The sequence below is a fragment of the Rhodoplanes elegans genome, from assembly GCF_016653355.1.
Lineage (GTDB): Bacteria > Pseudomonadota > Alphaproteobacteria > Rhizobiales > Xanthobacteraceae > Rhodoplanes > Rhodoplanes elegans.
Map to the genome: position 1 here is coordinate 1 of NZ_NHSK01000189.1, position 12,440 is coordinate 12,440.

The 12,440-nt window shown below is 70.9% G+C and carries 12 protein-coding genes; 3 read left to right on the plus strand and 9 right to left on the minus strand.

What is annotated here, in order from left to right:
• Window positions 1-78: 78 nt before the first annotated feature.
• From CCR97_RS22685 to CCR97_RS22720, 8 genes are all read right to left on the minus strand, one after another.
• Window positions 79-1,200 (minus strand): mandelate racemase/muconate lactonizing enzyme family protein, encoded by a 1,122-nt coding sequence (locus CCR97_RS22685; RefSeq protein ID WP_201159879.1) that lies wholly within the window; start codon window positions 1,198-1,200, stop codon window positions 79-81.
• A 189-nt stretch (window positions 1,201-1,389) separates the two neighbouring features.
• Window positions 1,390-2,421, minus strand: a complete 1,032-nt coding sequence (locus tag CCR97_RS22690) for a Bug family tripartite tricarboxylate transporter substrate binding protein (protein WP_111360061.1) — start codon at window positions 2,419-2,421, stop codon at window positions 1,390-1,392.
• A gap of 221 nt (window positions 2,422-2,642) precedes the next feature.
• A complete protein-coding gene (locus tag CCR97_RS22695; RefSeq protein WP_111360062.1) occupies window positions 2,643-3,320 on the minus strand; it encodes a collagen-like protein in 678 nt (225 codons plus the stop codon).
• 261 nt (window positions 3,321-3,581) lie between these two features.
• Window positions 3,582-3,905: a phasin family protein gene (locus CCR97_RS22700; RefSeq protein ID WP_170145861.1), complete on the minus strand. Its 324-nt coding sequence runs from the start codon at window positions 3,903-3,905 to the stop codon at window positions 3,582-3,584.
• A gap of 240 nt (window positions 3,906-4,145) precedes the next feature.
• A complete protein-coding gene (locus tag CCR97_RS22705) occupies window positions 4,146-5,444 on the minus strand; it encodes a Zn-dependent hydrolase (RefSeq protein WP_111357622.1) in 1,299 nt (432 codons plus the stop codon).
• A gap of 31 nt (window positions 5,445-5,475) precedes the next feature.
• Window positions 5,476-6,264 (minus strand): HpcH/HpaI aldolase family protein, encoded by a 789-nt coding sequence (locus CCR97_RS22710; protein ID WP_111357621.1) that lies wholly within the window; start codon window positions 6,262-6,264, stop codon window positions 5,476-5,478.
• Between the two features lie 36 nt (window positions 6,265-6,300).
• A complete protein-coding gene (locus CCR97_RS22715; RefSeq protein WP_111357620.1) occupies window positions 6,301-7,290 on the minus strand; it encodes a hydroxyacid dehydrogenase in 990 nt (329 codons plus the stop codon).
• Entirely contained in the window at window positions 7,287-8,204 is a 918-nt protein-coding gene (locus CCR97_RS22720; RefSeq protein ID WP_146618761.1) for a hypothetical protein, read from the minus strand. The genes CCR97_RS22715 and CCR97_RS22720 overlap by 4 nt, the downstream gene beginning before the upstream one ends.
• Window positions 8,205-8,323: 119 nt before the next feature.
• On the opposite strand from CCR97_RS22720, the gene CCR97_RS22725 reads away from it, so the two are divergent.
• The 3 genes from CCR97_RS22725 to pyrC all read left to right on the plus strand — a co-directional run bounded on the left by CCR97_RS22725 (window position 8,324) and on the right by pyrC (window position 10,985).
• On the plus strand, window positions 8,324-9,391 hold the full coding sequence (locus CCR97_RS22725) for a LysR family transcriptional regulator (RefSeq protein WP_111357618.1): 1,068 nt from the start codon (window positions 8,324-8,326) through the stop codon (window positions 9,389-9,391).
• A 95-nt stretch (window positions 9,392-9,486) separates the two neighbouring features.
• Complete coding sequence (locus CCR97_RS22730) at window positions 9,487-9,792, plus strand: hypothetical protein (RefSeq protein WP_111357617.1); 306 nt, start codon at window positions 9,487-9,489, stop codon at window positions 9,790-9,792.
• 146 nt (window positions 9,793-9,938) lie between these two features.
• The gene (pyrC, locus tag CCR97_RS22735) at window positions 9,939-10,985 is read left to right on the plus strand and encodes a dihydroorotase (protein ID WP_111357616.1); all 1,047 of its coding nucleotides are present in this window, start codon (window positions 9,939-9,941) and stop codon (window positions 10,983-10,985) included.
• A gap of 376 nt (window positions 10,986-11,361) precedes the next feature.
• Here the strand turns inward: pyrC and CCR97_RS22740 are convergent.
• Window positions 11,362-12,440: hypothetical protein (locus CCR97_RS22740; RefSeq protein ID WP_201159880.1), on the minus strand; the 1,079-nt coding region annotated here is incomplete at its 5' end.

Below are 12,440 nucleotides of genomic sequence, written 5' to 3' on the forward strand. Positions count from 1 at the left end.
CCCCCCCCCCCGAGATTTGCGGGCCTGGGTCCCGGCTCGCACTGCGTGCCGCAGCGCGTTCGGGACACGTAGCTGGCGCTACGCCACGCTGCGCAGCGGCGCGGCGATGCGGTGGCGCTCGATCATGGCGGCATCGACGTCGATGCCCAGCCCGGGGCGGTCGCTCACCGCGACATGACCGTGCGACACGGCGACCGGGTGCCCCGTCACGTCGGCGGCGAGCGCCGGCGACGTCAACGTCAGCGCCCAGGCGAGGCCCGGCAGCACCGCGGCAGCGTGCAAGGCGGCCGCGCAGGCGATGCTCGACTCGCCGGTCTTGCAGGAGAGGTTGACGTCCATGCCGAGCCGGTCGGCGAGACGGCCGGCCTCGACCACGGCCCGCAGGCCACCGAGCTTGATCGCCTTGAGGCTGACGCCGTGCGCCGCCTTGCGCTCGTGATGGCGGCGGATGTCGTCGAGCCCGTGGATGCCCTCGTCGGCGCCGAGCGCGATCGGCGTCGCCGCCGCCACCTCGGCCATGCCGGCGAGATCATGGGCGGCGACCGGCTGCTCCAGGAAGTCTAGCCCCGCCCCCGCGACGGCGCGCACGAAGGCGAGCGCCTCGTCGACCGAGAAGCCCTGGTTGGCGTCGGCCGAGATCAGCACGTCGCCGCCCAGCACGGCGCAGATCGCGGCGCTGCGCTCGGCGTCGCGGAGCGCCGTGTCGACCCCGACCTTGATCTTGAACGCCGTGTAGCCCGCGGCCTTCTTGCGCGCCGCATCGGCGAGGTCGCCGTCGCGGTCGCCGCCGCCGACCACGGCGAGCAGCGGCGCTCGCTCGCGCAGCTTGTCGCCGAGCAGCGCGTGCACGGGCCGACCGGTGGCGCGGCCGACGAGATCGAGGAGCGCGATCTCGACCGCCGCCTTGGCCGCGTGATTGGCGTACATGCGCCCGTCCAGGGCGGCGCGGGCGCCGTCGAGATCGGCCGGATCGCGGCCCACCAGCACCGGGGCGAGATGATCGATCGCCGCCGTCATGCTCGCGATCGTCTCGCCCGTCATGGTCGGGGCCGAGGCCGCCTCGCCCCAGCCGACCGTGCCGTCGTCGGCGACGACGCGCACCAGCATGTTGTCGGCCCGCCGCACCTCCTCGCCCGCCATGATCACGGGCTTCCTCATGGGCAGGCCGACGGCGATCGGCGTGATGCTGACGATATTCAAGGACGTGTTCCTCATGTCCGCGACAGCGGCGAATGCGCCGCCGAGCACCGATGCGCCTCATCCTGAGGAGGCCGCGAAGCGGCCGTCTCGAAGGATGTGGCCCCATGGAGCTGATGGCCTACATGGTTCGAGACGCGGCCTGCGGCCGCTCCTCACCATGAGGGGTGAGTCGATGCGACCACCCCCGCCTCAGCTCTTCATCTTGATGCCGGCCTTGGTGATCACGTCGCGGAACATCGGGATCTCGCGCGCCACCCGCTCCATGTGCTGCTTGCCGGTCTTCGCCTGCACCTCGAAACCGGACTTGGTCAGCTTCTCGCGCATGTCCGGCTTGGCGAGGAGCGCCAGCGTCTCCTTCTCCATCCGGGCGACGAAGTCGGGCGACGTGCCGGCCGGGGCGAGCAGCGCCGTGTAGGTCTCGAACACGAAGCCCGGATAGCCGGCCTCGACCATGGTCGGGATCTCGGGCAGGTCGTGCCAGCGCCGCTCGCCCGTCACGGCGAGCGCCTTGACGGCGCCGCTCTTGATGTAGGGATGCGCCGGGGCGAGCACGCCGGAGGACAGCTGCACGGTGCCGCCGAGCAGCGCCTTGAGGGCCTCGCCGCCGCCCGAGAACGGCACCGTCGCCATGCCCTGCAGGCCCTCGATCGACTTCAGCACCTCGGCCTCGAGCTGCGGCGTGGTGCCGACCGGCGGGACCGAGACGTTGAACTTCTCCGGGCTCTTCTTCGCCAGCGCGACGAACTCCTTCATGGTCGACACGCCGAGCTCGGGCTTGACGGCGAACACGTTGGGCGAGGTGGCGAGCTCGCAGATCGCGGAAAAGTCCTTGAACGGGTCGTAAGGCAACGTGTCGTAGAGGCTCGGATTGACCACATAGGCGCTGGTGGCGAGCAGGATCGTGGTGCCGTCCGGCTCGGCGCGGGCGACGTGGCCCATGCCGATATTGCTGCCGCCGCCGCCCTTGTTCTCGACATAGATCGTGCCGCCCATCTGATCCTGCAGGGCGGCCGCGACGATGCGGGCGATGATGTCGGACGGCCCGCCGGGCGAGTTGGCGACCACGATCCGAAGCGGCCGGTCCGGATAGGCCGCGACCGCCGCGCCGCTGCGCAGCACCGCGGGGGCCGCGAGGCCGAGCGCGGCGCCCCCGACGAAGAGACGACGCGAGATGGTCTTGCGGGGCCGCGCCGCGGCGCCCGCTCCGGTCGAGCTGGTCATGACTCCTCCCTGCGGCCGTATCCGGCCTGACGACTTTTTTGGTTCGTCGTTTCGCCGTGCGGCATGCGCCGCTTCGGCGGGCTCAGGTTAGGGAGGGCGCGCCCGCTGTGCAACGGTCGTCGGGTCGCAGCGCGCGCGTTCTGCCGCGCGAAACGAAAAACGCGCCGTCCGCGAGGACGGCGCGTCGACCATATCGGTCGCGGCCCGAGCGGGCCGCGTGATCACTTCGTCTTGGCGCAAACGAGCTTCGCCTCGGACGGGACGGCGTCGCCGGTCCAGGTCGCGGCGACCAGGGTGCGCTCGCCCGGATTCGGCACCGCGGTGAGCAACACCTCGTCCGCCTCGCAGCTCGCCTGGCACGGCGCCTGGCCCTGGCAGGCCTTGCTGACGACGCGCAGCAGCGCGGTCGCAGCGGCCGCCATCCCGGCCGGACCGGCGGCACCGGCCGCACCGGCGGCGCCGGCCTCGCCCTTGTCGCCCTTGTCCCCCTTCGGACCGGCAGGACCCACCGGCCCCTGCTGCCCGGTCGGCCCGGCCGGGCCGGCGGCCCCGACTGCTCCCGGAGCACCCGGAGCGCCTGCCGCACCGGCGTCGCCCTTGTCGCCCTTCGGGCCGGCCTGGCCGCAATTGGCGATGACGATCTCGCGGGTGTCGGGCTCGGACTTCACCGTCACGGTGCAGTCGCCCGGATGATAGGCGGCCCGCCAGGTGAACCGCCGGTCCTTGCCGGAGACGACCTCGAACTTGCCGTCGAACGTGACCTTCTCGTTCGGCCGCGTGACCCGACCGATCACGACGATCTCGCCCGCCTCGATGCGGGCTCCGGAAATCTCGATCGCGGCTTCGGCCGACCCGACGGCGAGCAGAGCCGCCATCACCCCCAAGGTGAGCGTTCGCATGTCCTGACGTGACCTTCTTGCTGGCGTGCTGGCGAACGGGCCCGTTGCGGCCCGGAGAGGCGAGGCTTTCCCCGGGCGGAACGCGGACTCAGGTCGCCCGGCGTTCCGCTCGCGAGGTCCGACCGGGCCGGGCGGCCCGGTGTCGTCGTCGGACGGACGTGTCGTCCATCGATTGGTCCGGCGTCGGTTCGCCGATCGCCGACGCGGGGTCGAAACCCCGCGCCGTCTCGCGGGTCGCCGGTCACCCGGCGACGGACGATCTCAAGAGGAGGCGCCCGGCTTGCCGGCGACGCCGCCCTTGGTCGCGTCCGTGACGGCCTTGATCGCGGTCTCGCTCAGATCCTTCACCTGCTCGGTCATCGCCTGCATCTGGGTCTGCAGGAACTCGGTCTGGAGCTTGAGGATCTCCTGCGGGTCCTTGGCGGACATCAGGTTCTGGGCGAAGTCGAAGGCGGTCGCCACGTTGCGCTCGGCGTAGCCGAGGACCTTGTTGCTCAGCTCGGAGCCGCCCAGCATCGGCACGCCGGGCATGCCGCGCTGGAAGAACTGCAGGTAGCTGTTAATGGCAGAGCGGACCTGTTCCATGCTCTGCTCGGTCATCTTCCGGAGGTCAGCGGGCATTTCGAAGGGCGACCCGGTCTTCATGACGATCTCCTGGATACACGCTGCCAGCGAAGCGGCGGGCGCGGTGCCTATGAACAAATGTGAGCGAACCAGCGCATGATAGGCATGCGAAACGCGGCTGGTCAAAAGTTATTGCAGCGCACCAAAACAACCGTGTGACCACGTCCGGGCTAGCCGCCGTGGCCATCGCCCACTCCGGCATCAGTCCCACTGCTCCTTCGGCTGGCGCAAGAGCGCGACCAGAACCGCGAGCGCCCGGTCGAAGTCGGCCATCTCCATGTGCTCGTCCGGGTTATGGCTGCCGTTGCGGTTGCGGATGAACAGCATGCCGGACGGGATGCCGGCCTGGGCGAAGGTCGCGGCGTCGTGGCCGGCGCCGCTCGCCATCTCGATCGGGTCGACGCCCACCGTCGCGGCGGCCGCCCGGAGGCGGCCGAGCAGCGCCGGCGCCATCGCGGCCGGGGTGCTGCCGGAGAGCGCCCCGAGATCGAGCCGCACGTCGCGCCGGGTCGCGATGTCGAGGCCGATCTCGACCAGGCGGCGGCGAACCTCCTCGAGCGTCGCCTCGCTCCGGCTGCGCACGTCGATGCACAGCCGCGCCTCGCCGGCGACCGCCGAGAAGGAGTGCCGGGCCGGGTCGGTGCCGATGATCCCGAACGTCACGGCGAGGTCGTGCCCGTCGCGCTCCATGCGCTCCCACAGGCCCTGCATCGCCGTCACCAGCTCGGCCGCGGCGACCACGGCGTCGCGGCGCAGGGTGCGCGGCGTCGCGCCGGAATGCGCGTAGGCGCCGTGGAAGGCCGCCTCGCGGAACCGGAAGCTGCCGCGGATGCCGGTGACCAGGCCGAGCGGCCGTCCTTCCGCCACCAGCACGGGCCCCTGCTCGATATGCGGCTCGAGATAGGCGACGGCGCGCGCCCGGTCGATGCGGGTCGCGCCGCGGCGCACCGCCTCCGGATCGAAGCCGAGGTCGCGCATGTGGTCGGCGAGCGAGCGGCCGGTGTCGCTGCGCGTCACGGTGTCGAGGACGTCGGGCGGCAGCACGCCGAGCGCCGTCTTCGAGCCGATGTAGCTGTGCGGAAACCAGCAGCTCTCCTCGGCCCGCAGACAGAGGACGCAGAGATCGTGGGCCGGCACGACCCCGAGCCGTTCCAGCACGGCCGCCGCGGCGAGGCCGAGAATCACGCCGGCGGCGCCGTCGAAATTCCCACCGTGCGGCACCGAGTCGAGATGCGAGCCGACATAGAGCGTGCGGCCGCGGTCCACTCCGGGGAAGGTCAGGAACTGGTTGCCGGCCGCGTCGAACGCCGCCTCGCCGCCGAGCGCCACGGCGGCCTCCGCCATCACGGCGAAGGCGGCGCATTCGCCCTCGCCGTAGGCGACGCGGGTGACGCCGGGCGGATCGGCGGAGCGCTCCGCGAGCGCGTCGAACAGCCGGGCGCCGAGCGCCGCGCCTTCGGCGAGAGCCTCGGCGAGGCGATCGTCGGCCGTGACCTGCATGGTCGCCCTCGTTCGCCCCGCCGCGCCGCGATCAGCCGCGGCCGCCGGCCTTCATCAGCTTCGGCACCACGGCACGCGCCGCGTTGAGCACCATGGCGGCGTCGTTCTGATACGGGATCCAGGTGCAGCCCTTGGCGACCCAACCCTCGGCCATCTCGGGCGTCTGGGCCGACAGCCCGTAGGGCACGCCGTTCGCCTTGCAGATGGAGAAGATCTTCTCGTAGGCCGCGTGGAGAATCGGATTCTGCATCTCGGCCGGGATGCCGAGATCCTGCGAGAGGTCGTCGGGGCCGATCATCACGCAGTCGACGGCGCCGGTCTTCAGGATCGCGTCGAGATTGGCGATCGCCTTCTGGGTCTCGACCATCACGACCAGCATGGTCTCGCTGTTGAGATGGGCGAGCATCTGCTTGGGGTCGCCGGCGAAGTAATCGGTGTGCGGCCCGCGCAGGTTCATCGGCCGGCTGCCGATCGGGTAGTAGCGGGTCGCCTTGACGATCTCCATGAACTGCTCGGCCGTCTCGATCGACGGCAGCAGCAGCCCCTGCGCACCGGCGTCGAGCGGCCGCGTCAGGTCGTGCGGCTTGAGCGTGCCGGGCGGCCGGACGATCGGCGTGATCCCGCACTCGCGCGCATACATGGCGAGCGTCCCCACCGTCTCCATGTTGAAGTCGGTGTGCTCCATCTCGATGATGACGAAGTCGAAGCCCGACGAGGCGAGGATCTTCACCACGCGGGGATGCGGGCACAGCGTGATCCAGGTGCCGAAGGCGGGCTTGCCCTCGCGCTGAAGGGCCTTGACCTTGTTGCTCTTGATCATGGGACGTGACTTTCCGGAACGCGGGGTGACGATCGATCAGACGGGCGCGGCGACGCGGCGATGCGCCCACACGTCGGGATCGACCAGATGCGCGGGACGGCGGCCGGCGAGCACGTCGACGACCTGGCGGGCGGTCTCCACCGCGGTGCGCTCCAGCGCCTCCTCGGTGGCGCCGCCGGTGTGGGGCGACAGCAGGATTCCGTCGCAGGCCGTGTAGGGATGGCCGGCCGGCAGCGGCTCGGTCTCGAACACGTCCATGGCGGCGCCGCGCAGATGGCCGCTCTCGACCGCCTCGATCAGCGCCTCGGCGACGACCAGGGCGCCGCGCGCGGTGTTCACCAGCGCGGCCCCCTTCTTCATCGCGAACAGCCGCTCGCGGTCGAACATGCCGCGGGTCTGGGCGGTGAGCCGCTGATGCAGCGAGACGATATCCGCCTGCGTCAGCGCCGCCGCGAGATCACCCACCGGCACGGCACCGACGGCGCGGATCTCCGCATCCTCGGCGCTCGGCGAGTAGACCAGCACGCGCATACCGAAGGCGAGCTGCGCGATCTCGGCGGTGCGCCGGCCGATCTTGCCGAAGCCGAAGATCAGCAGCGTCTTGCCGGAGAGCTCGTGGAAGTCGCGGGCGTAACGGTAGTCGAAGTCGCCCGCGCGCACCGCGCGGTCGCATTCGCGCACGCGCTTCATGATCGCCATCATCTGCGAGATCGCATGCTCGGCGACCGACTGCACGTTGGCGGTCGGCGTGTAGACGATCGGCAGCCCGATCTTTCGCGCATACGCGACGTCCACCGGGTCGTAGCCGGTGCCGTGATTGCCGAGCACCCGCAGCCGCGGGGCAGCCGCCATGGCGGCGCCGTCGAAGCCGGCATTGCGAGTGATCGCCGCGACCGCGTCGGTCACCTCGCGAGCGACCACGTCCATGGTGGCGGCGCTCGCCTGCCGGACCGTCAGCCCGGCCTGTTCGAGAATTCTGATCCCGCCCGGATGGATCGGCTGGACCAGCAGGCAGAGACCGCTCACGCCGCGCTCTCCTTGGCGGTCGCCGTCGTCGCCCGCGCGTCGAAGGCGGCCTTCGCCTCCACCGTGGTGACGAATTCGGCGCCGTTGTTCGGCACCCAGGCGAGGAACTGCTTGAACCGTTCGATCCAGGCCGGCTCGCCGACCGAGCCGGTGTGGAACAGCGAGTGGACGATCTGCTGCTCGCCGGTCCGCTGCGCACGCTCGCGAATCACGTTGAAGACGCGCTGCAGGTTCGACAGCTCCGATTGTTCCACATGGAGGAGGTTCTTGTAGGCGGCGCCCCCGCCGTCGGCGCCGATCGGGATCTCGAACACCTGCGAGCGCGCCTGGCCGGCGGCCGGCAGCCGCGGGTTCATCGGGAGGTAATGGCCGGTCGTCTCGGCATGCACCCAGATCGCCTCGCGGTCCGGATGGTTGCCGCCCGGCGAGCAGGAGCAGTCGATGAACACGCCGGTCTGCGGCAGCAGCTCGTTCATGAAAGGGGTGTAGGCGTAGTGGCCGCCCCGATAGGCGACCGGCCTGATCCCGGCGTTCTCCAGCCGCCGCTTGCAGTCGAGATAGACCGCCGTGACGTGATCACGTTCTGCGTAGCGGGTGCCCTGCCCCTTGATCTCCTCGTGCAGATGGACCGACAATTCGGCGCCGCCGGCGACCGCCTCGCGATACACGTCCAGCATCTCTCCGTCGTAGTAACCGGTGCGGCAGTAGGTGCCCGAGTGCGGCGACAGGATGAACTTGCCGCCGGTCATGTCCTTCAGCATGCGGCAGAGCCCGCGGGTCTCGCCGACGCTCTGCTCCACCTTGGGCGGATCGACGCGGAAGTCCCGACCCGGATCGAAAGGCGCATAGACCAGCCAATTCACGTCGATGAGGGGGACGAGGAGAACGTCGGGTCGCGCGCTTGCTGATGCCATGGTCGGGATTCCCGGGCCTCTGAAACAGGGGTGCGTCCGCCGGTCGCGCCGACGCCGCACGAAAAATATGCGACGGCTCGGATTGCGTCTTCAAATCGATTGATCTAAACGATTATTCGATGAACCGGAATAATATCACCATCCGGCAACTGCGCGCCTTCGTCCTGGTGGCCGACAAAGGCAGCTTCGTCGCGGCCGCCGAAACCCTCGCCCTGTCGCAACCGGCGCTCAGCCACTCGATCCAGCAGCTCGAGGAGCAGATCGGCAGCGCGCTGTTCCACCGCACGACGCGCAGCGTGAAGCTCACCGGGCTGGGCATGGGGTTCCTGCCGACCGCCCGCCATCTGCTGCGCCAGATCGACACCTCGATCGCCGACATCCAGGAGGCCGCCGCCCGCAAGCGCGGCCGCGTCGTCGTCGCCTGCCTGCCCTCCATCGCCTTCCGCCTGATGCCGTCCGTGATCGCCGGCGAGGCGTCGCGGCTCGGGTTGCGGGTCGTCGTCAAGGACGTCAACCTCACCGCGATCACCACGGCCGTACTCGATGGCCAGGCCGATCTCGGCATCGGCAGCTTCGAGACGGCGGCGCCGTCGCTCGACGGGGTGGTGATCGGCCGCGACCGCTTCTACGGCGCCTTCCCCAAGACCCATCCGCTCGCCCAGAAGACCGAGGTGACGTGGGCCGATCTCCAGGGTCACCCGTTCATCGCGATGACGCTCGAGCACGGCATCCGCAACCTGATCGACAATGCGATCGCGCCCTACAACGTGCGCCTGTCGATCGCCTCCGAGGTGTCGAACCTCGTCACCATCTACGGCCTGCTCGAGCAGGGCGTCGGCATCACGGCGCTGCCCGGGCTGGCGCTGCCGCCGGGCGAGCACCCGCTGCTGGTCTACCGGCCGCTCAAGGACCCGGTGCTCGAGCGCACCATCCGGGTGGTCTGGCGGCACGGCATCGGCCTGTCGCCGGCGGCCCGCACCATCGTCAAGGCGATCACCGAAGTGATCACCGACGGCAAGGTGCTCAATCAGGACGGCGGCCTGACGGTCGCGGCGACGCTGGCCTTCACGGACGATCCGGGAGCGCCGAAAGCCCGCGGGTCGGGCAAGCCGGCGGCCGCAAAGAGAGCCCCGGGACACAGCGGGGCGTCGCCCCGGCGGTCGGCGGGGGCGATCACAGAGGTATGATCGGGCGGGCATGAATTTCGCATGGTTGCGAGCGTAGTGTCATCGGTTCACATGGTGAGTCCGCGACCGCTCGTTCACCCGGAGACCCCCGCTCCATGCCTCTTTCGCTCGTGACGTCCCTCCAGTGCTGCTCGGGGGACCGCATCGCCACCGAGACGTCGGCCGACGCCCGGCCGATCGCCGTCCCGTCCGCCGAGCGCCCCTTCAGCATCACGGCCGGCCTCGCCCCGATGCTGCGACGGACCGTGACGACGCGGTGCACGGCCAATCCCGATTGCGTGATCGCCGACCGCTGTGCGGCGACGCCGGCCATGAAACAGGCCTGCGCCGCCGCGTTCCAGACCTGGGTCCGCCGCGGTCTCGCGGCCGAGGATGCGGTCCGCAGGCCGGTGGTCCGCTGACGCCGGGCCGGCTCCCGCGCCCTGCCGATTGATCGCCGCCGCCCGCGGTCGTAGGGTCCGGCCGCCGTCGCCCGACGGCGCCCTCCCGCGTCGCGCCGACGACCGGCCGCGACGCCCCGCAACGACCACGAGAGACATCAGACATCATGGCGTCGATCACGCTCCGGCGTCCGGACGACTGGCACGTTCACTTCCGCGACGGCGCGGTGCTGCGCACCGTCGTGCCTTACACGGCGCGCCGCTTCGGCCGCGCCATCGTGATGCCGAACCTCACGCCGCCCGTCACCACGGCCGCCATGGCGGCCGCCTATCGCGAGCGCGTCGTGGCGGCGATTCCGGAGGGCGTGGCGTTCACGCCGCTGATGACCTGCTACCTCACCGACGCCACCGACCCGGCCGACCTGATCGCCGGCTTCCGCGACGGTGTGTTCACCGCGGCCAAGCTCTATCCGGCGCACGCCACCACCAATTCTAGCCATGGAGTCACCGACGTGGCGCGCATCGCTCCGGTGCTGGCCGCGATGGAGACGGCCGGCATGCCGCTGCTGGTGCACGGCGAGGTCAACGACCAGGCGGTCGATATCTTCGATCGCGAGGCGGTGTTCATCGAGCGCGTGCTCGATCCGACCCGCCAGCGCTTCCCCGCCCTCAAGGTCGTGATGGAGCACGTCACCACCAAGGAGGCGGTCGACTATGTGCGCACCGGCGGCCCGCTGATCGGCGCGACCGTGACGCCGCAGCATCTGATGATCAACCGCAACGCCATCTTTCGCGGCGGCATCCGGCCGCACTACTACTGCCTGCCGGTCGCCAAGCGCGAGGTGCACCGGCTCGCGGTGCGGGCGGCGGCGACCAGCGGCGACCCCTCGTTCTTCCTCGGCACCGACACGGCGCCGCATCTCAAGCATCTGAAGGAGGCCGAGTGCGGCTGCGCCGGCCTGTTCAACGCGCCGGCCGCGATCGAGTGCTACGCCACCGTGTTCGCGCAGGAGAACGCCCTCGACAAGCTCGAGGCCTTCGCCTCGCTCAACGGCCCGGCCTTCTACGGCCTGCCGCCGAACGAGGAGCGCATCACCCTCACCGACACCCCACCGGCGGCGCCTGCCGAGGTGCCGGTGCCGGGCGAAGGCAGCCTTCGCGCCTTCGGCTCCGACGAGGGGCTCGGCTGGAGCGTGGTCGACGCCGCAGCGTGAGCGGCACGAGGCGGACGCGCCGGTTCGCCGGCGCGGCGAGCGCCCCCGTGCCGGTCCGAGAACTCCGTGGATGATGGACACCGTGCGGGCTTGGTGAAAACGTTTTCACCGCCCGGCATGGAGCCAACGCTTCGCAGATCCACGGCTCGATCGGTGACTGGTGAAAACGTTTACATCGACGTCGTTGCGGCCGTGGCATCTCGCTCGCTCGTGAGGAGCGCTCTGCCGCAGCGTCTCGGCTGCCGCGACCACTGCATCCGCTGCGCGCGCGGCCTTCGGCCCCACTCCTCGAAGGTCCCCCGGCGCACTTTGGTGAAAACGTTTACACCAAGATAGTCGTGCACTCCGATCGACGCAGTGAATCCTCAGAGCGCCGTCAGCGCGCGCGTCGGCGTGGCTCGGGCTTCTGCTCGGCGGCGGGCTTCTGCTCCGCCGGCTTGCCGTCGGTCGTGGTGCCGTCCGGGACGACCTCCCAGGTGCCGGCGCCGACCCGGTCCTTCGCCTCGATGACGCCATCGGCGCGCACGCAGCGATAGCTCGCCGCGAAGTTCAGCGTGCCGTTCGGCAGGAAGGTCCGGCTGTCCGAGGCGACGCAGTTGCGGCCCGGGATCGAGCCCTCGGACTGCACCAGATTGCCGCGGCGAACGCCGGTCGCCCGCCCCTGGTCGATCTCGATGCGGACCTGCTCCTTGTCGAAGTGCCACAGGCTGACGAACCGCGCCTTCGGCTCGTCGCGGAACCACGCCGTCACCTTCAGGGTCGCCTTGGCGGGCGGCACCGCCGCATCCCATTGCGACGCGAGCGTCAGGCCGTGGCGGGCGAGCACCGCGTCGAGCGACTGCAGCGCGGTGGCGCCCGCCGCCCCCTGCCCGACCAGATCCCTGCGGATGGCGTCGATCCCGGCGAGCCAGCCGGTGCGATAGGTCGCGTCGTAGGCGTAGCGGGCACGCAGCCGCCACGGCTCGCGCAGCGCCTCCCGTGTCGCCGCTCCGTCGGCGGCGCGCGCCATCGCCTGGGCGGCGGCGCCGTCGCCGGCCGCGGCGGCGTCGAGCCAGCCGGCCAGCGCGTCGACCGTGGCGGTGCGGGCTCGAAGCTGCGCATGGATGCCGGCCAGGGTCTTGAGCTGGCCGGGAGTCGGCCGCTTGCCGGTGGCGATGAAGACGTCGCGGAAGATGTCCTCCACGGGCACGTCGCCGCGCAGGCGGTGCCACTCGTCCTCCGCCTCGTCCCAGACCAGGGCGACGTCGAAGACCGTCTCGTCGGGCGCGACCTGCGGCCGGTACAGCTCCGGCGGCGACGACGGCACGTAGACGGAAGCGTCCGCCAGCGTCTCGCCGTGCTGGGCGATCAGGGCGCGATACCGGGGATCGACCTTGCCGCCACGGGCCTCGCCGGCGAGCCGGTCGCGCTCGCGCGCCGCGGCGACGCGATCGCGCAGCGGGCCGACGGCGAGGC

Excerpts from the sequence above, each read along its gene's own strand:
- CCR97_RS22690 (WP_111360061.1), bottom strand. The coding sequence starts at position 2,421 with ATGACCAGCTCGACCGGAGCGGGCGCCGCGGCGCGGCCCCGCAAGACC.
- CCR97_RS22695 (WP_111360062.1), bottom strand. The coding sequence starts at position 3,320 with ATGCGAACGCTCACCTTGGGGGTGATGGCGGCTCTGCTCGCCGTCGGG.
- CCR97_RS22700 (WP_170145861.1), bottom strand. The coding sequence starts at position 3,905 with ATGGAACAGGTCCGCTCTGCCATTAACAGCTACCTGCAGTTCTTCCAG.
- CCR97_RS22705 (WP_111357622.1), bottom strand. The coding sequence starts at position 5,444 with ATGCAGGTCACGGCCGACGATCGCCTCGCCGAGGCTCTCGCCGAAGGC.
- CCR97_RS22710 (WP_111357621.1), bottom strand. The coding sequence starts at position 6,264 with ATGATCAAGAGCAACAAGGTCAAGGCCCTTCAGCGCGAGGGCAAGCCC.
- CCR97_RS22720 (WP_146618761.1), bottom strand. The coding sequence starts at position 8,204 with ATGGCATCAGCAAGCGCGCGACCCGACGTTCTCCTCGTCCCCCTCATC.
- CCR97_RS22725 (WP_111357618.1), top strand. The coding sequence starts at position 8,324 with ATGAACCGGAATAATATCACCATCCGGCAACTGCGCGCCTTCGTCCTG.
- CCR97_RS22730 (WP_111357617.1), top strand. The coding sequence starts at position 9,487 with ATGCCTCTTTCGCTCGTGACGTCCCTCCAGTGCTGCTCGGGGGACCGC.
- pyrC (WP_111357616.1), top strand. The coding sequence starts at position 9,939 with ATGGCGTCGATCACGCTCCGGCGTCCGGACGACTGGCACGTTCACTTC.